The following is a 24,125-nucleotide window of genomic DNA, read 5'->3' on the forward strand; positions in this document are numbered from 1 at the left end:
CGGCTCGGCGGCTCGGCGGCTCGGCGGCTCGGCGGCTCGGCGGCTCGGCGGCTCGGCGGCTCGGCGGCTCGGCGGCTCGGCGGCTCGGCGGCTCGGCGGCTCGGCAAGCTACCGGTCCGTCGTCCCGCTCTGCCTCCCAGCCATCACGCCGTCACCTCACTCAGCACCCCGCCCGGTCGGCGAGGCCTGCCGCCGTCGGTACGCGGTCGCGGTAGGTGTCCGCGACGAACTCCAGAAACGTTTCGACGTCCCTGGGCTGCGAGGAGACACCCACCGAGACCCGTACGGCGCCCGCGGACGGCAGGCCCAGCAGGTCGAGGTACTCCTCCAGTGAGCGCATCGGTGTGCGGGCCGCCGAGCGCAGGCTGCGCAGAGGGAGGGCGAAGGCGGCCTCTCCGGCGCCCGGGTTGCAGAAGCAGCCGAAGCGGAGCGAGATGCGGCGCTCGGCGCTGTCCTGGGCGACGACGCGTTCGTCGATCACCCGGCCGTCCGCGCCGAGCAGGTTGAGGGCGACGGTGCCGCCGCGTGCGGGGCCGCTGTCGGTGGGGCCGTAGACCCGGGCCATCGGGGAGCCGTCGCTGTGCCGTAACTTCGCGATGCCCGCGAGGAGTTGGCCGGTGAGCCGGGCGACGTGGTCGTGCACGCGGTCCATTCCGATGGCGTCGATCCACTCCAGGCCTGCCGTGATGTCCGGTATGGAGAGGAAGTTGACGGTGCCGTCCTCGAAGGCGGCCTCGCCGTCCGCGAGGACGTGCCACTGCGCCTGGGCGCTCGCGGCGTAGATGGTGCCGCCGGAGAACCAGGGCCTGCGCAGCCGGGCGAGGGCCTCGCGGCGGACGATGAGGCTGCCTATGCCGGTCGGGTAGCCGAACACCTTGTACCAGCTGACCACGGTGAAGTCCGGGTGGTAGCGGAACAGGTCGAGGGGGTTGGCGGGGACGAACGCGGCGGCGTCGAGCAGGACGTCGTAGCCGTGTTCCCGCGCGGTGGCGATCCAGTCCAGGGAGTGCCGTACCCCGGTGAAGTTGCTCTGCGCGGGATAGGCGAGGAGTCCGCGGCGGCGGGTGCGGGCCGTGAGTGCGGTGTGCAGTCGGTCCTCGTCGACGGCCAAGTCCTGGCCGTGGACCGGAACGTACTCGGTCCTGGCGCCGGCGGCGCGGGCGTACTCCCGAAGCCCGTTCACCGAGTTGTGGTTGTCGAGGAGCATCACCAGTCGGCTGCCCGGCGCGAAGGGGTAGGACTCGCCGACCAGGCGCAGCGCGGCCGTCGCGTTGGCGGTGAACACCACGGTGTATTCGGCCGGGTCGGCCGAGAAGTGCCGCAGCACCGCCGCGCGGGCCTCGGCCAGCAGGTCGCCGGAGGCGCGGGAGGCGGGGCTCTCCGAGTGCGGGTTGCCGTAGACGCCTCGGGTGATCCGGGCGGCGCTGGCCAGAACCAGTGAGCTGGGGGCGAGTCCCGCGCCCGTGCAGTCGAGATAGGTGTGTCCCTCGGCGTCCAGATAGCCGAAGTCGTGCGCCCTCAACTCGTCGAGATCCACCGTGCCCACGTCCTCGTACACCCCGCTTTGTCAGGTCGGTTCCACTCAACCACCAAACTCCGTAAGGCCACTTCCCTGTTCCCCTCACCAATCGCTCACACCTGGGCTACATTCGAGCACCGTCGATAACAGCAATGATCGGCAGAGTCACGCCCCGTACAACCCAGGAGCAGCGCATGCGCGACTTCGCCGTCGCTCCACCCCCCACCTCCGCCCTGTCCACCCTCACCGGCGGCCTCGCCGACAGCGTCTTCGAGACCGCGGCCGTCAATCCCACCCTTCCGCTGATCGCGCGCAGGCCCGACCCCTCCTCCCCCGTGTGGGAGGAAGTGACGGCGGTCGAGCTGCGGGACGAAGTCGTCGACGTGGCCAAGGGGTTGATCGCCTCCGGGATCTCGCCGGGCAGCCGGGTCGCGATCATGGCCCGCACCCGTTACGAGTGGACGGTGCTCAGCCACGCCCTGTGGGCCGTCGGCGCCGAGGTGGTGCCGGTCCATCCGACGTCCTCGCGCGAGCAGGTCGAGTGGATCCTGCGGGACGCCAACTGCGTGGCCGTGGTGGTGGAGGACGAGCAGGGCATCATGACGGTCGGCACGGTGTGCGCCGCGCTGCCGCTGCTGCGGCACGTCTGGCAGCTGGACTCCGGGGCGCTGCCCCAACTCGTGGAGCGGGGCACGTACATCCCGCAGACCACGGTGGACTCGCTGCGCCGGATCGTGATGCCGGACTCGACCGCGGTCGTCGCCTACACCTCGGGCACCTCGGGCCGCCCGATGGGCTGCGCGCTGAGCCATCGGAGCCTGGCCAGCCCCTGCGACACGCTGCTCTCGGGCTGGCCGAACACGGCTGCGTCTCCGGGGGAACAGCCGGCCGTGCTGGCCTTCCTGCCCTTCTCCCATGTGTACGGCCTGATGATCCAGGGGCTGTGCACGCGCGGCGGCTGGCTGATGGCCCACGAGCCGGAGATGACCGAGGCGGCGCTGGTGTCGGGGCTGCGCTCCTTCCGGCCCACCTACCTCTACGCCGTGCCGTCGGTCTTCGAGAAGATCTACAAGAACATGCTGCGGACGGCCCAACAGCTGGGCCGCGGCGCGCTGTTCGAGCGGGCCGCGGCGACCGCGCGGGAGTTCGCGGCGGCCGAGGAGCGGCTGAGACTCGGCCGGGGCTCGGGCCCCGGACTCGATCTGCGGCTGCAACACGCCGTGTACGAGCGGACGGTGTACCGCAAGCTGCGCGCGGGCCTGGGCGGCCGGGTGGTCGGCGGCACGTCGGGCGGCTCTCCGCTCAACCGTGAACTGTCCCTGTTCTACGCGGGCATCGGCATCATGGTGCACGACGGCTACGGGCTCACGGAGACCGCAGGCGGGATCACCATGCAGCCGGCCGGCCGGGAGAAGATCGGCACGGTCGGGCAGGCACTCCCCGGCACCGAGATCCGGGTCGCGGAGGACGGCGAGATCCTGGTGCACGGCCCTTCGGTGTTCCAGGGCTACATCAACGACGAGCGGGCGACCCGGGCGACCATGCACGCGGGCTGGCTCGCGACCGGGGACATCGGGCGGCTGGACACCGAGGGGTATCTCACGATCACCGGCCGCAAGAAGGACATCATCATCACCAGCAGCGGCAAGAGCGTGGCGCCTGCCGCGCTGGAGAACCGGCTGCGCATGCATCCCTTGATCCATCAGGCGGTGGTCGTCGGCGACGACCGTCCTTGTGTGGGGGCGCTGCTGACCCTGGACCCGGAGTTCGTGGCGCACTGGCAGGCCGGTCTCGCGATGCAGAGCGACGCGCGGGGCCGGGAGGCGCGTGAGGAGAACGCGCTGCGGGAGGAGATCACGCGGGCCGTGGCGGCCGCCAACAGCCCGGTGGGGCGCGCCGAGTCGATCCGGGTGTTCCGGGTGCTCCCGCAGCCGTTCGACGTCGCGGGCGGGCTGCTGACGCCGTCGATGAAGCTGCGCAGGGACGCGATCGTGCGGAAGTACGCGTTCGAGATCGACGCGATGTACCAGGCACGCGCGCGTGCCCCGCGCCTGCCTACGGCGGACGAGCAGGTCACGGGGTGGGAGGACGCGGACAACGTGTTCCGGTGAGGTCACCGGAACACGGGGGCACTCGGGGCGGTGAGCCCGCCGGTAGCGCGAAGCCAGGACTGCGAGCATCGGTGACCGGCGACAACTCGGCTGGGCCGCCACGCCTCAGGGCCTGAGCCGGGCCCCGCGTCCACGACGGGCCCCGCCGGACAGCCCCCGGGTCACCGACCTGCGGTCACTCCGGACGGTGGGCGACGACCGCGACCGTGGCGCTGCGGCTGCCAGGCGGACAAGGGCGGCGACACGCTGGAGGCGTCGGTGTCCGACGACACCGCGCCGGAACCCCCGCACCTTTGGGATCCGCGCCACGCCCCGCGTCCACGACGGACCCCGCCGAACGGGCGCCAGGTCACCGACCGCAGGTCACTCCGGGCGGTGGGCGACGACCGCGAACATCGTCACGGACATGTGCAGCGCGCCCTGTTCGGCGGCCTCGGTGAGGTCGGCGTAGGCGCGGTCGCGCTGGGCCTCGGTGAGCGCGCCGCGGCGCACGGCGGACTCGCCGAGCATGCGGATCAGGGGCCAGACGACCGAGCGGTGGTCCTGGAGCAGTGCCTGCGAGCCGCGGTCGTCGACGACGAATCCGGCCGCGCTGAGCTGGCCGACGAGCCGGCGTCCCGCGTAGGGGTTGGCCGCGCCGGTGAGGGCGCCCGAGGTGAGCGCGGCCATGATCTCCGGGTCGCCGGGGTGCAGGATCGTGGTCGCCCAGTCGGTGTCGAGGAGGGCCACGCGCCCGCCGGGGCGCAGTACTCGGGCCATCTCGGCGACGGCCTTGTCCGGTTCGGCGAGGTGCTGGAGGACCCGTTCGCACCAGACGACGTCCACGGAGGCGTCCGGCACGGGCAGGGACAGTGCGTCGCCGTCCGTGAAGCGGGCCGGGTTGCCGGCCTCGGCGGCGCGTTCCTGGGCGATCGTCCGCAGTCCGGGGTTGGGTTCGACACCGAGCGCCGAGCCGCTGTCCCCGACCGCGGCGGCCAGTTCGCGGGTCGTCGAGCCGGTGCCGGACCCGATGTCGAGGGCGCGTTCCCCGGCACGCGGGTCGAGTGCCTCGTGCGCCCAGGCCCGCAGCCGTCGTACGCCGGGATTGGTCTCCTGTATGTCGAGCGCGGCCACCAGCCGCGTCACGTTGCCGGGGTCGATGTTCTGGGTGCGGAAGCCGGACCCCGGCTCGGGCTGAGTGTGCGACATGGCGTGCACTCTACGGTCCGAAGCGGTCGCCCAAGAGCGGGTCGAGACCGGTTCACGTACGCCATTTGTTCACGCGCCCGGGGCGTACGCCGGGCGTCGGCGGGGCATGCTGGTGCCCACGCGTTCGTCTGCCTGCCGCGCTCAGCTGGCGGAACGGCTCCCGGCACGATGGGATCGATGTGGTGCGAAGCAGCGATCCAGGGGCAGGCGGACGACGTCGAGGCAGACCGCCTGGAGCCGCAGAAGGGATGAACACCGTGACACGACCGAGGATCCTGGTGGTTGGCGCAGGCTTCGCAGGAGTCGAGTGCGTTCGCCGTCTGGAACGGAAACTGAACACCGACGAGGCTGACGTCGCCCTGGTGACGCCGTTCTCCTACCAGCTCTATCTTCCCCTGCTGCCGCAGGTCGCCTCCGGCGTCCTGACCCCGCAGTCGATCGCCGTCTCGCTGCGCCGCAGCAAGAAGTACCGCACCCGGATCATCCCGGGCGGTGCCATCGGTGTGGACCTCAAGGCCAAGGTCTGTGTGATCCGCACGATCAACGACGAGATCGTCAACGAGCCCTACGACTACATCGTGCTGTCCCCCGGCAGCATCACGCGCACCTTCGACATCCCCGGGCTGACGGATAACGCCTTCGGGATGAAGACCCTCGCCGAGGCCGCCTACATCCGCGACCACGTGATCACGCAGCTCGACCTCGCGGACGCGAGCGACGACCCGGCGGAGAAGGCCTCGCGGCTGCAGTTCGTGGTGGTGGGCGGCGGATACGCCGGCACCGAGACGGCCGCCTGTCTGCAGAAGCTGACGCACGCCGCGGTCAAGCGCTACCCCCGGATCGACCCGGGGCTGATCAAGTGGCACCTCATCGACATCGCGCCGAAGCTGATGCCCGAGCTGGGCGACAAGCTCGGCAAGAGCGCGCAGGAGATCCTGACCAGGCGCGGGATCGACATCTCGCTGGGTGTCTCGATCGCCAAGGCCGGGCCGGAGGAGGTCACCTTCACCGATGGGCGCGTGGTGCCGACCCGGACACTGATCTGGACGGCGGGTGTGGTCGCCAGTCCGCTGATCGCCACGCTCGGTGCGGAAACGATTCGGGGGCGGCTCGCGGTCACCGCCGACATGAGCCTCCCCGGGCACGACGGGGTGTTCGCGCTCGGCGACTCCGGCGCGGTGCCGGACGAGGCCAAGGGCGGGGAGGGCGCGATCTGTCCGCCGACCGCTCAGCACGCGATGCGCCAGGGCAAGGTGGTCGCCGACAACGTGATCGCGACCCTGCGCAACCAACCGCTGAAGCCGTACGTCCACAAGGACCTCGGGCTGGTCGTGGACCTCGGCGGCAGGGACGCGGTGTCCAAGCCGCTCGGCATCGAACTGCGCGGCCTGCCCGCCCAGTTCGCCGCCCGCGGCTATCACTGGGCGGCGCTGCGCACCAACGTGGCCAAGGTCCGCGTCGCGACGAACTGGACGCTGAACGCGCTGGCCGGCGACGACTTCGTGCGCACCGGCTTCCAGGCCCGCAAACCGGCCACGCTGAAGGACTTCGAGTACACCGACTCGTATCTCTCGCCGGAGCAGGTGCGGGACCAGGTCGAAGGGGCCGGGACCCAGGAGCCGTAGCATCGGTGGTACGGATCTTGAGATGACCCCGGGGAGAGTACGGCGGCGTGAGGGCAGCGGGACGGGCGGCGTGGGCACGGGTGCGGTATCGCGTCGCGGCGTCCGATCCCGGACTGCTGCGGCTGACGGCCGGGCTGCGGACGGTGGCCTCGATCGCGCTCACGCTGACCGTGCTCTCCCTGCTGCACGCCTCGGTGCCGCATCTGGTGGCCGGGGCGATGTCGGCGATGGTCTCCACGTTCGCCATCCGCGAGAAGCAGCGCGCGGGGCAGGCGGTGACGCTCGCGCTCGGTCTGCCGGTGGCGCTGGCCTCGGTGTCATTGAGCGCGCTGCTGAACTCCCGGGTGGTCGCCGGTGACGTCTTCTTCGTCCTGCTGATCTTCGGCGCGGTCTACAGCCGCCGCTTCGGCGACCGCGGCACCGCGCTCGGCCTGATCGGCTTCCAGATCTACTTCCTGTCCCTGTTCATCGGCGCGACCGTCTCCACTCTGCCCCGGCTGTACGGCGTGATCGGCGTGGCCTTCGTGTGCAGCGCGCTGGTGCGGTTCGCGCTGGTGCCGGAGACCCCGACGGGGACGCTGGACCGGCTGCGGCGGGCGTTCCGGGCCCGGTTCGCCCAACTGGTCACCGCGCAGCTCGCGTTGCTCGACGCCGGTCCGGACGACATGGAGAAGGCCCTCGACCACGTACGGGAAGGGACCGCGCGGCTGCACGAGACGGCGCTGCTGATCCAGGGGCGACTGGAGGACGGGACCTCCGACGAGGCGGTGGCCCGGCTGGTGCAGCGGCGGATCGCCGACGCGGAGATCGCCGCCGAGCGGCTTGGTCTCCTGCTGCTGACCGCGCGCAGCGCCGAGCGGGGGCACACCCTGACCCTGCATCTGCCGGGCGCGCCCGTCCCGTCGACCGGCCGACTGCCGGTGCGGGACGGGACGACCGACACGCTGCGCCGCGAGCTGGAGGCGCTGCGCCTGCTGGTGCTGCGGCCCGTGGGCGCGGACTCGGGCACCGGACTGGCCCAGGTGCGCAACCGGCTGCTGGGCTATCGCGAGGAGGAGAACCTGCCGTCGGCCTCCGATGCCGTGCAGGACGTGTTCCGGGGCATCGGCGAGGCCGCGCGTGCCGTGCTGGGGCTGCGGATCGCCGTGGACGGGCCGCAGGACGAGTCCGAGGACACGCCCGCCACGACCCGCTCGCGCGAGGAGCTGGACGCGGAGGACGTCGCCATCGCGAGCAGCGAGGAGGCGGAGGACGCGGAGCGCACGGGGTTGCGGCGGCCTACGACACGGGCGGCCGTGCAGGTCGCCGTCGGGTCGTCGCTGGCGATCATCGGCGGCGAGTTCCTGTCCAGTCAGCGCTGGTACTGGGCGGTGCTGACCTGCTGGATCGTGTTCCTCAACACCTCGTCCACGGGCGAGATCCTCGTCAAGGGCTACCGGCGGCTGCTCGGCACGGTCCTCGGTGTGGTCGCCGGTATCGGGCTGGCGGGCCTGGTCGGGCATCACACGTGGACGGCGTTCGCGCTGGTGCTGCTGTTCATCTTCGCGATGTTCTACACGGCACCGCTGTCGTACACCCTGATGTCCTTCTTCGTCACCGCGATGCTGGGCCTGCTCTACACGCTGCTGCACACCTACAGCGCGTCGGTGCTGGTGCTGCGGGTGGAGGAGACGGCGCTCGGAGCGGCCTGCGGGGTGGTCGCGGCGGCGCTGGTGCTGCCGGTGCACACGGACCGTCGTACGAACGAACTCCTCGGGACCGTGCTGGCTCGGCTCACTGACGTCACCGAGGCGGCCGTCGACCAGCTCAGCGGTGGCGCCCCGGCCGAACTCCTCGACAAGGCAAGGGACTTGGACCAGGCCCTGGCCGACCTGAGCGCCTCGACGCAGCCGCTGACGCACCCGATCACGCCGTTGCGGGCACGCCGGGACACGGCCCGGTTCGTCGTCGCGCTGCTGGAGACCTGCGCCTATCACGCACGGTATCTGGCGGCGACCGCCGAGCTGCTGCCGACGCATCCGTCGATCGCGGCCGATCCCCGGCTGCGGGAGGCGGGGCACCGGATCGTGCACAACATCGGGGTCATCGGCGCGCATGTCGCGGACGGGGACGCAGTGGGCCTGATCGAGACCGGGCCGAGCATCGCGTCCCTGCTGCGGCCCGGCACCCCCGGGACCCCGCGCTACGGCCGGGTCACCGACCGCGTGCTGCGGCATCTGCAGCGCCTCGACGAGGCCGTGGTCGGTCTGGCGCGCCCGCTCGGTGTGCCGATTCCGGCGCCGGCGAAGTGAACTCCGCGCGCCGGGGGTAGACGTTCGGCATGACTGATGTCGTGGACTCGGGTGAATTGTTGCGGCGCATCCAACGGGCCCGGGCCTTCGCCGCCCAGGAGGCGCACTCGTGGTCGGAACAGGGTGACCCCGTGCGGGAGGTCGCCTACGAGGCCGTTCTGCGGGTGCTGGACGAGATCGTGGCCCCCGGCCGGCATGCCGCGAAGTGAAACCGGTCACGCGACCGGTTCAGCTGGGTACGAAATGCCCGCTGATGGTTTACGGTTCATTCATACGTGGTCACGGAGTCGACCGTACCGTCCTCCGCCGCCACCGCTTAACGGCCCTGGCTGGTCTCCCCCGTCCAGCCAGGGCTTTTTCATGCCCCGATTCCGTCCCCCGAGGTGCCCGGGACGTCGACAGCGGCTGAAATGGGCGTAGGGAGAATTCCGGAACCGCTGCCGGCGAGGAGCCCCGAGCCATGACCAAAGCGATAAAACTGCTGACCGCCCTGCCCCAGACCCAGCGCGAACGGCTGATGGAGCTCGCGCAGGAGGTGTCGTTCGCCGAGGACTCCAGGATCTTCGAGGCGGGCGGCACGGCCGACCGTTTCTGGGTGATCCGCTCCGGCGCGGTCTCGCTCGACCAGCGGGTGACACCCCAGCAGCGGGTGACCGTGGGCACTCTCGGGGCGGGCGACCTGCTCGGCTGGTCGTGGCTGTTCCCGCCCTACCAGTGGGACTTCGGCGCGGAGGCGTTCAGTGCCGTGCGGGCGTACGAGTTCGACGCGGCGGCCGTGCTCGCGCTGTGCGTGGAGGATCCGCTGCTAGGGCTCTCCCTGGTGCGGATCGTCGCGGAGATCCTCGCGCACCGGCTGGAGCTGACCCGGGGCAAGCTGATGGAGCACTACACGCTCCACGGGCACGTCTGAACGCGCGGCCTCAGATGCGGTAGCGGCGCAGCGCCGGGACCGCGAAGGCCAGGGTCAGCATGATGACCACGACCAGGATGCCGCCGCCGGCGACCGCCGTGCGGGGGCCGAAGGCCGAGCCCGCCGTGCCGTGCAGGACGTCGGCGAGGCGAGGCCCGCCCGCCACCACGACGGTGAAGACGCCCTGCATACGGCCGCGCATCTCGTCGGTGGCGGCGGACAGCAGGATCGCCCCGCGGAACACCATGGACACCATGTCGGCGACCCCGGCGGCGGCCAGGAACGCCACACCGATCCACAGGTTGCTGCTCAGCCCGAACCCGGTGATGGCCGCGCCCCAGGCGACGACCGCGCCGATCACCATCCAGCCGTGCCGCCGCGCCCGCGAGAACGTGCCGGAGAACAGCCCGCCGACCACCGCCCCGATCGGGATCGCCGCGAACAGCATGCCGAGCGCGAGGCCCTCGCCGTAGGGCGCGTAGGTCTGAGCGGCGAGCTGCGGGAACAGGGCGCGGGGCATGCCGAAGACCATCGCGACGATGTCGGCGAGGAAGGACAGCAGCAGCACCTTGTGCAGCGAGATGTAGCGGAACCCGGCGACGACCTCGCGCCAGCCCGCGCGGCGCGGTGTCGCGGACTCCAGGGGCGGCAGCGAGGGCAGCCGGACGACCGCCCAGAGGGTGACGCACAGGGCCAGCGCGTCGATGAGATACAGCTCGGGCAGGCCGATGACCGGGATGAGGGCGCCCGCGAGGAGCGGTCCGACGACCTGGCCGGTCTGCATGACGGTCGAGCCGAGGGCGTTGGCGGCGGCCAGCTGCTCGGCGGGGACCAGACGGGCGATGGAGGCGTTGCGGGCGGGCGCGTTGAGACCCCAGAAGGCCTGCTGCATCGCGAGCAGCAGCAGCAGCGCGGCCACCGATTCGAGGCCGGTGACGGCCTGGAGCCAGAACAGCACCGAGGTGACGGCTATCCCGCTGTTGGTGATCAGCAGCAGCTTGCGGCGGTCCATGCTGTCGGCGAGCGAGCCGCCCCACAGCGCGAACACGATGAGCGGCAGCAGGCCGGCCATGCTGGCGGCGCCGACCCAGGCGGAGGAGCCGGTGATGTCGTAGATCTGCTTGGGTACGGCGACGGCGGTGAGCTGGCTGCCGACGGCCGTGACGATGGTCGAGGACCACAGGCGGCGGTAGGCGGGGATGCGCAGCGGGCGGGTGTCCATCGCCCAGCGGCGCCAGCCACGCCGGGGTGTTGTGGCGGGTTCCGTGTCCTTCTGGGCCTCGGGTTCGGTGCCGCTGTCGGTGCTCTCGCTGGTGTCCACTGGCTTCCTGGTTGCTCGCTACATCTAATCGACCAGGGTTCACTATCGCAGCACCGGTTGTGGCTGCCGAATCCGTGATCTCACGTTCCGGCGACGAGAGTTGCGCCGAGACCGATCATCGTGGCGGCGACCAGACCGTCCAGGACCCGCCAGGCCGAGGGCTTGGCGAGGAAGCGGCTGAGCAGGCGGGCCCCGAACCCGAGCGCGGTGAACCAGCACGCGCTGGCGCACACCGCGCCGAGTCCGAAGGTCCAGCGCAGCGGGCCGCGGTCGGCGGCGATCGAGCCGAGCAGGAAGACGGTGTCGAGGTAGACGTGCGGGTTGAGCCAGGTCATCGCCAGGCAGGTGAGGACGGCCCGGCGGCGCGAGACGGTCGCCCCGCCCTCGGCGTGCAGGGCGGCGGGGCGGAAGATCCGGCGGGCGGCGAGGACGCCGTAGACGAGCAGGAACGCTCCGCCGATCAGGCCGACCGCCCTGAGCGCGCCCGGCCAGGCGACCACGACCGCGCCGACTCCGCCGACGCCCAGCGCGATGAGGAGGGCGTCGGACAGGGCGCAGATGCCGACCACGGCGAGGACGGCCTCGCGGCGGATGCCCTGGCGCAGGACGAAGGCGTTCTGGGCGCCGATGGCGACGATGAGCGAGAGGCCGGTGCCGAAGCCGGCGGCTGCTGCGGAGAAGGCGTTGGTCACGCCCTCGACGCTAGAGAGGTCGGCATCGGGAGTACAGCTAAAGATTCTTACGTAACATTAGCGATCGTGATGATTTCGGAGCTGCCCCTCGATCAGGTGCGGACGCTGCTCGCGGTGGTCGACGAGGGCACGTTCGACGCGGCGGCCACCGCCCTGCATGTGACGCCCTCGGCGGTCAGCCAGCGGGTGAAGGCCCTGGAGCAGCGCACGGGCCGGGTCCTGTTGCTGCGCACCAAGCCGGTGCGGACGACCGAGTCCGGCGAGGTGGTCGTGCGGTTCGCCCGCCAACTGGCCCGCCTGGAGCGGGACGCGCGCGCCGAGCTGGGGATGAGTGGGGCCGGCGAACCGACCCGGGTGTCGATCGCGGTCAACGCGGACTCGCTCGCCACCTGGTTCCTGGGCGCGCTCACCCGCGTCCCGCGCGATGTGCCGGTCTGCTTCGAACTCCGCCGCGAGGACGAGGACCATACGGCGGCCCTGCTGCGCGAGGGGCTGGTGATGGCGGCGGTGACCTCGTCGCCGGACGCGGTGCCGGGCTGTTCGGTGCGGGCGCTGGGGCGGATGCGTTATCTCCCGGTCGCGAGCCCGGAGTTCAGGGAGACATGGCTCGCGGGTCCGTTGCGGGACGCGCTGCCCGAGGCACCGGTGGTGACCTTCGACCGGCTGGACGACTTCCAGGACACCTTCGTACGGCGGCTGCGGCGCGGGCCGGGCGGGGCGAGCGCGGTACGGCATCTCGTGCCGACCTCGGAGGGGTTCGTCGCGTCCGTCGCCGCGGGGCTGGGGTGGGGCATGGTTCCGGAGATGCAGGCCGAACCGCTGCTGCGTGCGGGCGAGTTGGTGAACCTCGCGCCCTCGCGGGCGGTCGATGTACCGCTGTACTGGCAGCAGTGGAAGCTGGATTCGCCGGCGTTGGCGGCGTTGGCCGATGCGGTGGCCGCCAGAGCGGCGGGGACGCTGCGCTAGCTGGGCCAGGTGCGGTCGTCTGTCGTCTGCTGCGCCGTCGTGGCTGGGCGCGCCCACGCGGCGGAGCCGCATATCGACACAGCCCCGCGCCCCTTCAGGGCGTCTGTCGAACCGGTGACAATTGGGCTGCCACGCTGTCCAGCAGCATCTCCAGGGCCGTTGGGTAGGCGCTCTGGACCATACGGGTCGCCAGGAGCGGTGCCGCCTCCGCGATGCGCGGGTGCGTGCTGCGCGGCAGGCGGGCGTAGGTCGAGCGCCACATGTCCTCGTCCGCGCGGAGCGAGGCGCTCGGCAGGGCCAGGGACGCGGCGTCCAGGGCGGCGAAGGCCAGGGTCTGGTCGATGAACGCGTGGTAGATCCGGACGGTGTCCGGCAGTGGGAGGCCGGCCGAGCGCAGGACGTCCAACACTGCCTCGTCGGCGGCGAGTTCATTGGCACGGCCGGTGACGCGGCTCGCCGTGAGCTGGGCGGCCTGCGGGTGGGCGACGTACGCGGCGTGGATGCGCAGGCCGACGGCACGCAGGTCCGCCCGCCACTCCCCCGTCGGCTCCCAGCCCCGCAGCGCCTGTCCGACGAGGGCGTCGCCGATGGCCAGGGTCAGTTCGTCCATGCCCCGGAAGTAGCGGTAGAGGGTGCTGGGGTCGGCGTCCAGTGCGAGGCCGAGGCGGCGGGCGGTCAGTCCGGCGCTGCCGTGTTCGCGGAGCATGCGCAGGGCCGTGTCGACGATCAGTCGCTCGGACAGGACGGTGCCGCTCTTGGTGGGACGGCGCCGCCGCCGTTTCTCCTCCGGCACCACCGGTTTCGGCATCCCGGCCTCCTCATACGTCCTTATGCCAACGCCATTGACCTTATCCCGACGACCGGCGTTGTATCTCCGGAGAGATATCGGCACTGAAGGAGTTCTTGCCATGCGTGTACTGCTCGTGGGAGCCGGTGGTGTGGGTGGTGCGATCACCCGGATCGCGGCCCGGCGTCCGTTCTTCGACGCGATGGTGGTCGCCGACTACGACCTGACGCGAGCGGAAGCGGCGGTCGCCGCGCTCGGGGACGCCGGCGCCCGGTTCCGTGCCGAGCGGCTGGACGCGAACGACGAGGAGGCCGTCGTGGCGGCGCTGCGCGCGCACGAGTGCGACGTGCTGCTGAACGCGACCGACCCGCGCTTCGTCCTCCCCCTGTTCCGTGCGGCGCGGGCCGCCGGGGCGAACTACCTCGACATGGCGATGTCGCTGTCCCGGCCGCATCCGGACCGGCCGTACGAGGAGTGCGGGGTCAAGCTCGGGGACGCGCAGTTCGAGGACGCGGCCGAGTGGGAGAAGGCGGGTGCGCTCGCCCTCGTCGGGATGGGGGTGGAGCCGGGGCTCTCGGACGTGTTCGCTCGGTACGCCGCCGATGAACTCTTCGACGAGATCGAGGAGATCGGCATCCGCGACGGCGCGAACCTCACCGTCGACGGCTACGACTTCGCGCCCTCCTTCTCCATCTGGACCACGATCGAGGAGTGCCTGAACCCGCCGGTCGTCTACGAGGCCGGCCGCGGCTGGTTCACCACGGAACCGTTCAGCGAGCCCGAGGTGTTCGACTTCCCCGAGGGCATCGGCCCGGTGGAGTGCGTGAACGTGGAGCACGAGGAGGTGCTGCTGGTTCCGCGCCGGGTCGACGCGAAGCGGGTCACCTTCAAGTACGGGCTCGGCAACGAGTTCATCGAGACGCTGAAGACCCTGCACCTGCTGGGGCTCGACCGCACCGAGCCGGTGACCGTGGCGAGCGCCTCTGGACCGGTCGCCGTGTCGCCGCGCGATGTCGTCGCCGCCTGTCTGCCCGATCCGGCGACGCTGGGCGACCGTATGCGCGGCAAGACCTGCGCGGGGACGTGGGTGCGTGGCACGAAGGACGGGGCGCCGCGCGAGGTGTACCTCTACCACGTGGTCGACAACGAGTGGTCGATGACGGAGTACGGCTCCCAGGCCGTGGTGTGGCAGACCGCGATCAACCCGGTGATCGCCCTGGAGTTGCTGGCAACGGGAGCGTGGACCGGCTCGGGTGTGCTGGGCCCGGAGGCGTTCCCGGCCGGCCCGTTCCTGGACCTGCTGACGGCGTACGGCTCGCCGTGGGGTCTGCGGGAGCAGTGACCCGGCTCAACTTCCCTCCGGCGAGGGCGAGTCGGGAAGCCTCAGGGTGAACGTGGAGCCGGAGCCGGGCGTGCTCGCCGCCTCGACCGTGCCGCTGTGGGCGGCGATCAGGTCGCGGACGATGGACAGGCCCAGGCCGCTGCCCCCGGTGCGGCGGCTGCGGGACTGGTCGGCGCGCCAGAAGCGTTCGAAGACGTGCGGAAGGGCCTCGGGCGCGATGCCCGTACCGGTGTCGGTGACGGTCAGGACGGCCCGGTCGCCCTCGCGCCACGCGGTGAGGCTCACCGTGCCGTCGGCCGGTGTGTGGCGCAGCGCGTTGGACACGAGGTTGCCGAGCACCTGGCGCATGCGTACCGGGTCGGCGTCGAGCCAGAGGGTGCGGTCCGCCTTGGTGAGCAGGACGACACCGGCCGTGGCGGCGGTGACCCGGTACGCGGCGGCGACCTGGTCGAAGAGGTCCTCGACGCGCACGGGTTCGCAGTGCAGCCGCAGGGTCCCTGCGTCGGCCGCCGCGAGGTCCTGGAGGTCGTCGATGACGCGCTGGAGGACCATCGCCTCCTCGTGCAGCGAGCCGAGGAGCGCCGGGTCGGGTTCCACGAAGCCGTCCCGGGTGACCTCCAGCCAGCCCCGGATGTTGGTGAGCGGGCTGCGCAGTTCATGGGCGATGTCGCTGACCATGGCCTTGCGCTGGGCCTCCATGCGTTCGCGGCGATCGGCGAGGTCGTTGAAGGCCTCGGCCAGGATGCCGGTCTCGTCCCGGGTCCGCACCGGCACCCGGACGTGCAGCTCCGGCGGCTGCTGGGCCGCCTCGGTCAGCGCGCGCAGGGGACGTACGAGCCTCGTGGCGACGACCGCCGTCACCAGGACCGTGAGCGCCAGTACGGCCGCAGCCGCGCCGACGACCTTCGCCTTGTTCGCCGGGGAGACGTCGAAGCGGGGGGCGGTGGTGTCGCCGCCACCCAGGAACAGTTCGGCCACCGGCGCTACGTAGGGGTCGAGTTGGGCGCGGCGGGCGCTGTCGGTGCAGGCCTCCGCCTTTCGTATGTCGGCCGAGTCGCCCAGCTTGGAGTACGCGCCCGTGGTGTAGCGGGAGCCGAGGCTCTTGTCGAAGACGTCGACGCCGAAGTACGGGACCGTGAGGCTCAGGCCTTTCTGCAGCAAGCAGGGCTGGGCGCTCACGATCAGTTTCTTCAGCGCCTTGCTCTCGGTGACGGTCGGGGTGTTGAGCTTCCCGTCGGCGCACGGCGTGGGCACATTGTCGTTGGCGTCCTTGCCGTCCGCGTCGGTGAGGACGGGACGGCCGCTCGGCGTCATCGTGATGGTGGTGTCGATTCCGTTCTGTTTGAAGCACGCCTGACGGTCCTTGGCCAGCACCGCCAGCCGGGCCCGCTCCTTCGCGGTCAGCCGGTACGGTCCGACGACGCGGGGGTCGAGACCACTCAGCTGTGCGCCCGGTTCCGTGTACGTGTCGGTGTGCAGCGGGTCGACGTTCGCGGCGGCGCGGGGCGGCAGTGAGGTGCCGTGCGCCGCAGAGTCGGCGATGAGGGTGCGGTCGGTGGCGGTGAGGGCGATACGGCGGCCCATCTTCTTCGACAGTGCGCGGACGGTGGGGGCGACGCCCTTCCAGTCGGGGTGGGTCGCGGCGTATCCGCTGAGCTGCGCGAGGATGCGCATGTCGTCGGCGAGGTCCTGGCCCTGTTCCTCCTGGATGGCCCGGGTGGTGGTCTCCACCGCGAGCCAGGCCGTCGCCCCGACCGAGCAGAGGGCGATCAGCACGGTGGCGACGAGCAGCCGGACCAACAGCCGCTTGCGCAGCGGTATCCGGGGCCTCACGCGCGACCGCCGCGCAGCTTGTAGCCGACACCGAACACGGTCAGCAGCCGGGCCGGCCGGCGCGGGTCGGCCTCGATCTTCTTGCGCAGGTTCATGATGTGGACGTCGACGGCCCGTTCCGTGGACGCCCGGTCCAGGCCCCTGGTGTACTGCAGCAACTGCCGCCGGGAGAAGACCCGTTCGGGCTCGGCGGTCATCGCGAGCAGGATCTCGAACTCGGCCGGTGTGCAGTCCACCGGTGTCCCGTCGCAGCGCACCTCGTGCCGCGCGGGATCGACGGAGAGCCCCGCCGCCCGTACGACGGTGTCCTCCTGTCTGCCCTCGGTGGTACGGCCACTGCGCCGCAGGACCGTGCGGATGCGGGCCATCAGTTCGCGCGGGCTGTAGGGCTTGGTCATGTAGTCGTCGGCGCCGAGTTCCAGGCCGAGCAGGACGTCGTCCTCGGTGGAGCGGGCGGTCAGCATCAGGACGGGGATGTCGTCCTCACCGCGCAGGGCCCGGCACACGCCGAAGCCGTCGATCACGGGCAGCATGAGGTCGAGCACCACGAGGTCGGGCCGGAGTTTCCTGGCCGCGGTGATGGCGGCGGCCCCGTCGTGGACCACGGTCGCGGTGTGGCCTTCGGTCAGCAGGGAGCGTCGTATCAGCTCGGCCTGCATCTCGTCGTCCTCGGCGACCAGCACATGTGCGCACATTGGGCGGATCCTAGGCGGTCAGTGCGACAGGGAAGCGGCGTCGCCCATGACGACGACGGGATGCCGGGCGGGGTCCAGGGTGCGCAGCAGTTCCTTCATGTGGTCCTCGGCGATGCTGACACAGCCGTGGGTGGGGCCGCCGTGGTCGACGTGGATCCAGATGCCGCCGCCCCGCGAGGCGCCGAGGGGGCGGGTCCAGTCGAGGGGTGAAGTGCCGGGCTGCCGGTTGTAGTTGATGGCGATCACGTAGTCGAAGGACCCGGCGAGCGACTCGCCCTCGAAGCCGGTGCCTGGCGAGACGAAGCCCGAGCCCTGGTCGTACGTCAGCTTGGTGCCGGGGTCCTTGAGGAGTCCGCCCGCGTCCGTGAGCGAGTACACACCGATCGGTGAGTGCAGGTCTCCCGCCATGTGGTGGTCCGACCAGCCTCTGAGCGCGTTGTGCGCGGCCCAGCTCGCGGTCCGCTGCCAGCCGTCGTCGGTGCGCTCGTAGAGGGCGAGGGTGGAGACGGAGGAGTTGGCGCCACGGCCGGTGACCAGGACGACCTGCTCGGTGGCGGCGGGTATTCGGGCGAGCATCTTGGGCCCCACGCCCGGGAGTTGGCGGGGTGCGGCCTCGGCGGATATCGCGGAGGAGGGCGAGGCCGGAGGTGTGGAGGCGGGCGCGGAGGTGGCGGGCGGGTGGTCCGTGGCCGCCACCGCACCGCCGCCGCATCCCGTGAGAAGCAGGGACACGGCGACGAGTGCGACCGGGGACATACGAGTGATCATGAGTCGACGATGACCGACACATGTGAGGAACTCGTCAGCGCCTACGGCTTGGCCGGCTTGCCTTTCGTGTAGAGCCAGGTGTGGAACAGAACGTCCAGCTTCTTCCCCGACTTCTGTTCCGCAAGGCTGATGAACTGTGCGGTGGTGCCGTGCCCGTAGCGGTGTCCGCCCGCCCAGGCCCGCAGGATCGCGAGGAAGGTCTTGTCGCCGACGGCCAGGCGCAGTTCGTGCAGTGCCATGGCGCCGCGGGCGTACACGGGCGTGCCGAAGATGTTGGCGCCGCTGCCCGGGTCGCCGGGCGGGAACGCCCACAGGTCGTCGGTCGCCGCGCGGGCGTACAGCGCGTCGAAGGTCTGCTGGGCGGTCTTGCCGCCGTGCTGCTCGCTGTAGAGCCACTCCGCGTAGGTGGCGAAGCCCTCGTTGAGCCAGATGTCCTTCCAGGAGGTCAGCGAGACGGAGTCGCCGAACCACTGGTGGGCGTTCTCGTGCACGAGGGTGCTGAGGTCCGGCGCCGAGTCGTAGACCGGCCGCCCCTGCGTCTCCAGGGCGTAGCCGACGTCCGGGGCGTGGTCGACGATCGACCCGGCCGAGCGGAAGGGGTACGGGCCGAACAGCTTGCTCTCCCACTCCAGGACGGAGGGCAGCTTCTTCAGCACGGGTGCGGCGGCGGTGGCCTCGCGGGGGTCGACGGCGTTGTACACCTTGACCCCGTCCCGGGTGGTGTACTGCTCGACCTTGAACTTCCCGACCGTCGCGGTGGCGAGGTAGGCGGCCATCGGCTCCGGTGCGTGCCAGCGGAACGTGGTCTTCCCGTGAGCCGTGTTCTGGCTCTGGAGAACGCCGTTGGCGACCGCGGTGCGCCCCTGCGGGACGGTGATCGTGAAGTCGTAGGACGACTTGTCCTTGGGGTGGCTGTTCGCCGGGAACCACGTCATCGCGCCCTGCGGCTCGCCCGCCACGAAGGCGCCGTCGTCGGTGGCGATCCAGCCGTCCGCCGAACCGTCCGGGTCGGTGACCTGCTTGGGGACGCCGTTGTAGGTGACGGCGATCTGGAACTCCTGCCCCTTGCGCAGGGCCCTGCGCGGGGTGACGACGAGTTCCTGTCCGTCGCGGCGGAAGCCGGCCTTGACGTGGTCGACGGTCAGGCCGGTGATCGTCAGGCCCTTGAAGTCGAGGTCGAAGCGGGTGAGCTTCTCGGTGGCGCGGGCGGTGAGGACCGCCTTGCCGTCGAGGCGGCGGCTCGCCGGGTCGTAACGGAGCGTCAGACCGTAGTGGGCGACGTGGTAGCCGCCGTTGCCGGAGAGCGGGAAGTACGGGTCGCCCACGCCGGACGAGCCGATCGTGGTGGCTCCGGCCGGCGCTGCGGCGGCGAGGAGGGCCGCGACGGCGACGGGGACGGTGGCCACGACGGCGCTGCGGCGGAGGACGGCGGTGCGTCTTGTGGACGGCTGCCGGAGGTGCGTCACATGCGCTCCTACAGAGTGAGGGGGGTGATCATTCGTCTCAGAGACTAGGCCGCCCGCTCCCTCGGAATCCCTCTTGTAGAGGCAAAGTCGTACAACCGCCGTGTCCCGCCCGCCCGGACCGACTGGGCACCCGGCGCGTGCCGGTCCTCCTCCCGGCGGTGACGGTCAGTCGCCGAGTACGAGCCGGCCCGTCTCCCCCGGCTGAAGGCAGACCGCGCGGCCGGGCAGCCGCACGTCGATCGGCGAGGCCTCGGAGGACGGTACGTCGATGTCCAGCCGCCCCCGCTCCAGCCGCAGCCGCACGCCCCAGTGGCCCTGATAACGCAGGGCGAATCCGTACGACGACAGTTCGGGCAGCGGCACCGGATCGAGCCACAGCGCCCCGCTGCGGGTCTCCAGTCCGGTCAGGCCCCGCTGCACAAGGTCGAGGGTGCCCGCCATGGCGCCCAGGTGGATGCCCTCGCCCGTCGTGCCGCCCTGCACGTCCGCGATGTCACCCCGCAGGGCCTCCTGGCAGAACTTCCACGCCTCGGCCCGCCTCGCCCGCGCCAGCACCCAGCCGTGGACGAGTCCGCTGAGGGTGGAGCCGTGGCTCGTGCGGCCCAGGTAGTGGTCGACCGTGCGCCGCCAGGTGTCCTCGTCCAGCCGGAGTCCCAACCGGCCGAACAGGCCCTGGAGTTCGGCCGGGGAGAACAGATAGCCGAGCATCAGGACGTCGGCCTGTTTGGAGGCCCGGTAGCGGTTGACGGTGTCGCCCTCGGCCTCCAGGATCCGGTCGAGGCGCCGGATGTCGCCGTACCGCCGCCGGTATCCCTCCCAGTCGAGTTCCTCCAGGTCGCCGTAGCCCTCGAACTGGCTGATGACGCCGTCGTGGAAGGGGACGTGGAGGGTACGGGAGACGTCCTCCCACTGCTCCGTCTCCCCGCCGTCCAGGCCGGTGCGCTCTACGAGTTCGCGTTGCCGCGGCTCGGGCAGGGACCGGAGCAGCTCCAGCGTGCGGGTCAGTACCCAGGCGGCGGTGACGTTGGTGTACGCGTTGTCGTCGAGTCCGGGCGCCGCCGCACCGGGATACGCGTCGTGGTACTCGTCGGGTCCGACCACGCCTTTGATCCGATGGCGCCCCATGGCCTCGTCGTAGACGGCCGCGTCCGCCCAGAAGCGGGCGATCTGCAGCAGCATCTCGGCGCCCTTGGTGTGCAGGAACTCGGTGTCGCCGCTGGCCTCGCAGTACTGCCAGACGTTGTAGGCGATCGCGGAGCCCACGTGGTGCTGGAGGTGTGAGTGGTCGGGCAGCCAGCGGCCGGAGTTGGGGTTGAGGTGGAGTCGCTGGGTCTCCTCGCGTCCGTCGCTGCCGCTCTGCCAGGGGTACATGGCGCCCTTGTGCCCCGCTTCCCGGGCGGCGGTGCAGGCCTGTTCGAGGCGCCGGTGGCGGTAGCGGAGCAGGGCGCGGGAGACCTCGGGGAAGTGCAGGTTGAGGTAGGGCAGGACGAACAGTTCGTCCCAGAAGACATGCCCGCGGTAGGCCTCGCCGTGCAGTCCCCGGGCCGGTACGCCGACGTCGAGGTCGGCGGTGTGCGGGGACAGGGTCTGCAGGACGTGGAAGAGGTGCAGTCGCAGGATGTGGCCGGCCTCGCCGTCCACGTCGAGGGCGGAGCGGCGCCAGAGCTGGTCCCAGGCCGTCAGATGGTCGTCGAGCAGATCGTCGAAGCCGGGTGCCCGGCCGACCCGGTCGACCGCGGCACGCAGCGGATCGCTGATCGCGGGGTCGCGGGAGGTGTGCAGCACGATCGTCTTGTCCACGGTGACCGTCCGGCCGTCCGCCAGGCTCAGACACACGTGCTGTGAGGCGCGCGGGCCCTCGTGGGTGGCCGTCACGGGCGCGTCGGCGTTCAGCCGGGCCGCCATGGCGAGCCTGATGTCCGAGGCGCGGGTGCGGCAGCGCAGCCACACCGTGTCCGGGGCGGCGGTTCCGGTGTGCACGTGGGTGAGATGACGCCCGTCCAGATCCCGGTAGCGCGCCACGCCCGCGTTGGTGACGCCGCCGTCCAGTGCCGCCTCCACGTCGAGATCGCCGGAGAAGCCCTCGGCGGTGAACTCGGAGCGCAGCGCGGCCACATGGGGGTCGCCCATGTGCACGAGCCGCTGCTGCCTTACGGACAAGATCCGTTCCCCGCCGAGGTCGAAGCGTGTCCGCCGCTCCAGCAGCCCGGAGGCCAGGTGGAGGCACTGACGGTGCTCGATCACCGGTGCGGTGTCCGGGGTGAGCCACGGCCCGCCGCGCAGCCGGAACCGCAGGGGCAGCCAGTTCGGCACGTTGACCATGTCCTCGTTCTCGACCCGGCGGCCGGCCACGTCCGAGGTGAGCCGGTTGTAGCACCCCGCCACATACGTGCCCGGGTAGTGCACCTCGTCCGCGTCGCACTCCGGAAGAGCGCCGCGGGTGGCGAAGTAGCCGTTGCCCAGCGTGCACAGCGACTCCCGCAGACGCTCGTCGGCGGGAACGTACCCCTCGTACTCCCAGGTCCAGTCCGTCACTTCGCCGATTCCTCCGTGCAGAGCTCTCCGAGATCCCGCACAACGATGTCGGCGCCGTGCCTCAGCAGCCTCTCGCCCGTGGCCCGGTCGGCCGCGCGGTCCACGCCGACGACGAGGGCGAACCCACCGAGGCGGGCCGCCTCCACGCCGGCCACGGCATCCTCGACGACGGCGGCACGAGAGGCGGGGACGCCGAGGCGGCGAACCGCCTCCAGGAAGAGGTCGGGCCGCGGCTTGCCCGGCAGGCCCAGCCGGGCCGCCTCGCCGCCGTCCACCAGCACGTCGAAAAGGTCCAGCACCCCGGCCCGGGTGAGCAGTTCGCGGGCGTGCCGGGACGCGGAGGCCGCGGCACGGGGAACACCGGCCCGGCGCAGGGCGCGCACCAGCCGCACGGTTCCGGGATACGCGTCGACCCCGTGCCTGCTCAACTGCTCGGTGAACAGGCGCTCCTTGTCGTCGGCGACCTCCCGCACCGTCTGCGGCGACGGCTCGATGCCTCGCGAGGCGAGGAACGCGGCGGCGCCGTCGGAGCGGGACTTGCCGTCCACGTGACGGAGGTAGTCGTCGCGCACGTCGAACGGCCCGCGCAGGGCCGGATCCTCGGGCGGGTGCTCGCGCAGGAAGGCGTCGAGCGCCGTCTTCCAGGCCGCGGCATGCACCCGGGCCGAATCGGTGATCACTCCGTCGGTGTCGAAGACGACGGCCCGCACGTCCCTCAGCACGGGGGACGGCAGGTCCTGGCACGTGGGGGCGGTGGGTCGGCGGCCCATCGTCACACCGCCTGCGGTACGACGGCCACCGGGCAGTCCGCATGGTGCAGCAACGTGTGTGCCACGCGGCCCAGTTGGAGGCCGAAGTGACCGGTCCGGCGCCTGGCTCCGACGATCACGAGGTCGGCGGCGGCCGTCCGGTTCAGCAGCACCCTGCGGGCCGAGCCCTCCACCGTGCCGCGGCGCACCCGCACACCGGGATGGTCCGCCGCGGGGTCGTGCAGCAGGGCGTCGAGCAGGGCGGACGCCCGCTCCTCGTGGTGGTGCGCCGGGTCCTCGGCCAGCCGCGGGTCGTCGGCGGTCTCGTGCGCCGGGCAGCGCCAGGCGCGTACGACGTCGAGGGTGCACTTGCGGGCCTCCGCCTCGCGGAAGGCGAAACGCACCGCTTCTCCGCCGGTCGCGGGTTCACCGGCACCGAGCAGGATCCGTTCGTGCGTGCTCTCCAGACCGGCCCTGTCACCGCGGACGACGATCACGCGGCAGTGAGCGCGGGCGGCCACCGCCAGGCTGACCGAACCGAGGAGCAGACCTGCCACTTCGCCACGTCCGCGCACTCCGGTGACGAGCGCGTACGCGTTGTGGCCTTCGCGTACCAGGGTGCTCGCCGCCTCGTCGGGGACCACCTCCGTGGACACCTTCACCTCGGGACGGCGTCGGTGGGCGCGTTCCGCCGCCGATCCGACGGTGTTGTCCGCCATGACCTGCCGGGAGGGGCGCTCTCGGCCGCCCGACGACACCACGCTCTCGTAGCGCTCCCACAGGGATGCGTACACCAGCCGAAGCGGCAGCCCGAGCCGGGCCGCTTCGTCCACCGCCCAGTCGACCGCGAGCAGGCTCCCGTCCGATCCGTCGACACCCACGACCAGGGGCAGTTCCATCGTCCTCGCCGCCTTTCGCCGGGCTGCGCAGCCGCACAGCAGAACGGTTCCGCTGCCCAGCGTCGCACCCCCCGTCCTGTCGTAGCAGGGGCGCTTCGGCCCCGGAAGTGACCGTTCGGCCCATGTGAGGTGCCCGCTCCACGGGTGATGACCACCGTGGCCGCGACGTTCCTCCCTCGGATTCGGGACCGATCGGCCCTCGCGCGGGACTGGCCCGTGTGTTGTGCCGAAGGTGACGGGAAGGGCCCGCAGAGGGACGCGGAGAGGCGGTCTTCGAGCCGCGCACCGCGCAATCAGGATCCGCGAGAAGCGGATGGACCCTTCCCGCCCCTTCGTGAACCCCGCCCATCTCCGTGTCCGTTGCACTGGACACAGAGATGGGCCGACCGGCCGCGCCTGTGCTCGGCCAAGTCCGGCAGCGGCTCGCG

At 71.5% G+C, this 24,125-nt stretch carries 19 protein-coding genes; 7 read left to right on the plus strand and 12 right to left on the minus strand.

Annotated elements, in window-relative coordinates:
* Positions 1 to 160: 160 nt before the first annotated feature.
* Positions 161 to 1,558 carry an aminotransferase class V-fold PLP-dependent enzyme gene (locus tag ACIBJH_RS45890; protein ID WP_399122972.1) on the minus strand — a complete coding sequence of 466 codons (1,398 nt, stop codon included), beginning with the start codon at positions 1,556 to 1,558 and terminating at the stop codon, positions 161 to 163.
* Positions 1,559 to 1,713: 155 nt separating this feature from the next.
* Here ACIBJH_RS45890 and ACIBJH_RS45895 point away from each other — a divergent pair, with 155 nt between their 5' ends.
* Positions 1,714 to 3,630, plus strand: coding sequence for an AMP-dependent synthetase/ligase (locus tag ACIBJH_RS45895; RefSeq protein ID WP_399122973.1), 1,917 nt, complete (start codon positions 1,714 to 1,716; stop codon positions 3,628 to 3,630).
* Between the two features lie 363 nt (positions 3,631 to 3,993).
* On the opposite strand, the gene ACIBJH_RS45900 is transcribed toward ACIBJH_RS45895, so the two are convergent.
* Positions 3,994 to 4,818, minus strand: a complete 825-nt coding sequence (locus tag ACIBJH_RS45900) for a methyltransferase domain-containing protein (protein WP_399122974.1) — start codon at positions 4,816 to 4,818, stop codon at positions 3,994 to 3,996.
* A gap of 248 nt (positions 4,819 to 5,066) precedes the next feature.
* Between ACIBJH_RS45900 and ACIBJH_RS45905 the strand changes: the two genes are divergently transcribed.
* The 4 genes from ACIBJH_RS45905 (at position 5,067) to ACIBJH_RS45920 (ending at position 9,644) form a co-directional block, all read left to right on the plus strand.
* Positions 5,067 to 6,443, plus strand: coding sequence for an NAD(P)/FAD-dependent oxidoreductase (locus ACIBJH_RS45905; protein ID WP_399122975.1), 1,377 nt, complete (start codon positions 5,067 to 5,069; stop codon positions 6,441 to 6,443).
* A gap of 47 nt (positions 6,444 to 6,490) precedes the next feature.
* A complete protein-coding gene (locus ACIBJH_RS45910; protein ID WP_399122976.1) occupies positions 6,491 to 8,734 on the plus strand; it encodes an FUSC family protein in 2,244 nt (747 codons plus the stop codon).
* A 29-nt stretch (positions 8,735 to 8,763) separates the two neighbouring features.
* On the plus strand, positions 8,764 to 8,943 hold the full coding sequence (locus ACIBJH_RS45915) for a hypothetical protein (RefSeq protein WP_093630992.1): 180 nt from the start codon (positions 8,764 to 8,766) through the stop codon (positions 8,941 to 8,943).
* A gap of 251 nt (positions 8,944 to 9,194) precedes the next feature.
* Positions 9,195 to 9,644, plus strand: coding sequence for a cyclic nucleotide-binding domain-containing protein (locus tag ACIBJH_RS45920; protein WP_399122977.1), 450 nt, complete (start codon positions 9,195 to 9,197; stop codon positions 9,642 to 9,644).
* Between the two features lie 10 nt (positions 9,645 to 9,654).
* Here ACIBJH_RS45920 and ACIBJH_RS45925 read toward each other — a convergent pair whose 3' ends face one another.
* Together ACIBJH_RS45925 and ACIBJH_RS45930 are read right to left on the minus strand one after the other, a co-directional pair.
* Positions 9,655 to 10,965 carry an MFS transporter gene (locus ACIBJH_RS45925; protein WP_399122979.1) on the minus strand — a complete coding sequence of 437 codons (1,311 nt, stop codon included), beginning with the start codon at positions 10,963 to 10,965 and terminating at the stop codon, positions 9,655 to 9,657.
* An 80-nt stretch (positions 10,966 to 11,045) separates the two neighbouring features.
* The gene (locus ACIBJH_RS45930) at positions 11,046 to 11,657 is read right to left on the minus strand and encodes a LysE/ArgO family amino acid transporter (protein ID WP_399122980.1); all 612 of its coding nucleotides are present in this window, start codon (positions 11,655 to 11,657) and stop codon (positions 11,046 to 11,048) included.
* A 69-nt stretch (positions 11,658 to 11,726) separates the two neighbouring features.
* Between ACIBJH_RS45930 and ACIBJH_RS45935 the strand changes: the two genes are divergently transcribed.
* Positions 11,727 to 12,623, plus strand: a complete 897-nt coding sequence (locus ACIBJH_RS45935) for a LysR family transcriptional regulator ArgP (RefSeq protein ID WP_399123043.1) — start codon at positions 11,727 to 11,729, stop codon at positions 12,621 to 12,623.
* Between the two features lie 94 nt (positions 12,624 to 12,717).
* Here the strand turns inward: ACIBJH_RS45935 and ACIBJH_RS45940 are convergent, their stop codons facing one another.
* On the minus strand, positions 12,718 to 13,431 hold the full coding sequence (locus ACIBJH_RS45940; RefSeq protein WP_399122981.1) for a TetR/AcrR family transcriptional regulator: 714 nt from the start codon (positions 13,429 to 13,431) through the stop codon (positions 12,718 to 12,720).
* 100 nt (positions 13,432 to 13,531) lie between these two features.
* Here ACIBJH_RS45940 and ACIBJH_RS45945 point away from each other — a divergent pair, with 100 nt between their 5' ends.
* Positions 13,532 to 14,752, plus strand: a complete 1,221-nt coding sequence (locus tag ACIBJH_RS45945) for a saccharopine dehydrogenase family protein (RefSeq protein WP_399122982.1) — start codon at positions 13,532 to 13,534, stop codon at positions 14,750 to 14,752.
* Between the two features lie 6 nt (positions 14,753 to 14,758).
* On the opposite strand, the gene ACIBJH_RS45950 is transcribed toward ACIBJH_RS45945, so the two are convergent.
* From ACIBJH_RS45950 to ACIBJH_RS45980, 7 genes are all read right to left on the minus strand, one after another.
* Positions 14,759 to 16,585, minus strand: coding sequence for a sensor histidine kinase (locus ACIBJH_RS45950; RefSeq protein ID WP_399122983.1), 1,827 nt, complete (start codon positions 16,583 to 16,585; stop codon positions 14,759 to 14,761).
* Positions 16,582 to 17,280: a response regulator gene (locus ACIBJH_RS45955; RefSeq protein ID WP_399122984.1), complete on the minus strand. Its 699-nt coding sequence runs from the start codon at positions 17,278 to 17,280 to the stop codon at positions 16,582 to 16,584. Before ACIBJH_RS45955 ends, ACIBJH_RS45950 begins: the two co-directional genes overlap by 4 nt.
* Positions 17,281 to 17,298: 18 nt before the next feature.
* The gene (locus ACIBJH_RS45960) at positions 17,299 to 18,048 is read right to left on the minus strand and encodes a L,D-transpeptidase family protein (protein ID WP_399122985.1); all 750 of its coding nucleotides are present in this window, start codon (positions 18,046 to 18,048) and stop codon (positions 17,299 to 17,301) included.
* Positions 18,049 to 18,089: 41 nt separating this feature from the next.
* Positions 18,090 to 19,514: a M1 family metallopeptidase gene (locus ACIBJH_RS45965; RefSeq protein WP_399122987.1), complete on the minus strand. Its 1,425-nt coding sequence runs from the start codon at positions 19,512 to 19,514 to the stop codon at positions 18,090 to 18,092.
* A 165-nt stretch (positions 19,515 to 19,679) separates the two neighbouring features.
* Entirely contained in the window at positions 19,680 to 22,049 is a 2,370-nt protein-coding gene (locus tag ACIBJH_RS45970) for a glycoside hydrolase family 65 protein (RefSeq protein ID WP_399122988.1), read from the minus strand.
* On the minus strand, positions 22,046 to 22,819 hold the full coding sequence (locus tag ACIBJH_RS45975) for an HAD family hydrolase (protein WP_399122989.1): 774 nt from the start codon (positions 22,817 to 22,819) through the stop codon (positions 22,046 to 22,048). Before ACIBJH_RS45975 ends, ACIBJH_RS45970 begins: the two co-directional genes overlap by 4 nt.
* Positions 22,820 to 22,821: 2 nt before the next feature.
* A complete protein-coding gene (locus ACIBJH_RS45980; RefSeq protein ID WP_399122990.1) occupies positions 22,822 to 23,697 on the minus strand; it encodes a universal stress protein in 876 nt (291 codons plus the stop codon).
* Positions 23,698 to 24,125: the final 428 nt, after the last annotated feature.

The organism is Streptomyces sp. NPDC050548 (assembly GCF_044457385.1).
Lineage (GTDB): Bacteria > Actinomycetota > Actinomycetes > Streptomycetales > Streptomycetaceae > Streptomyces.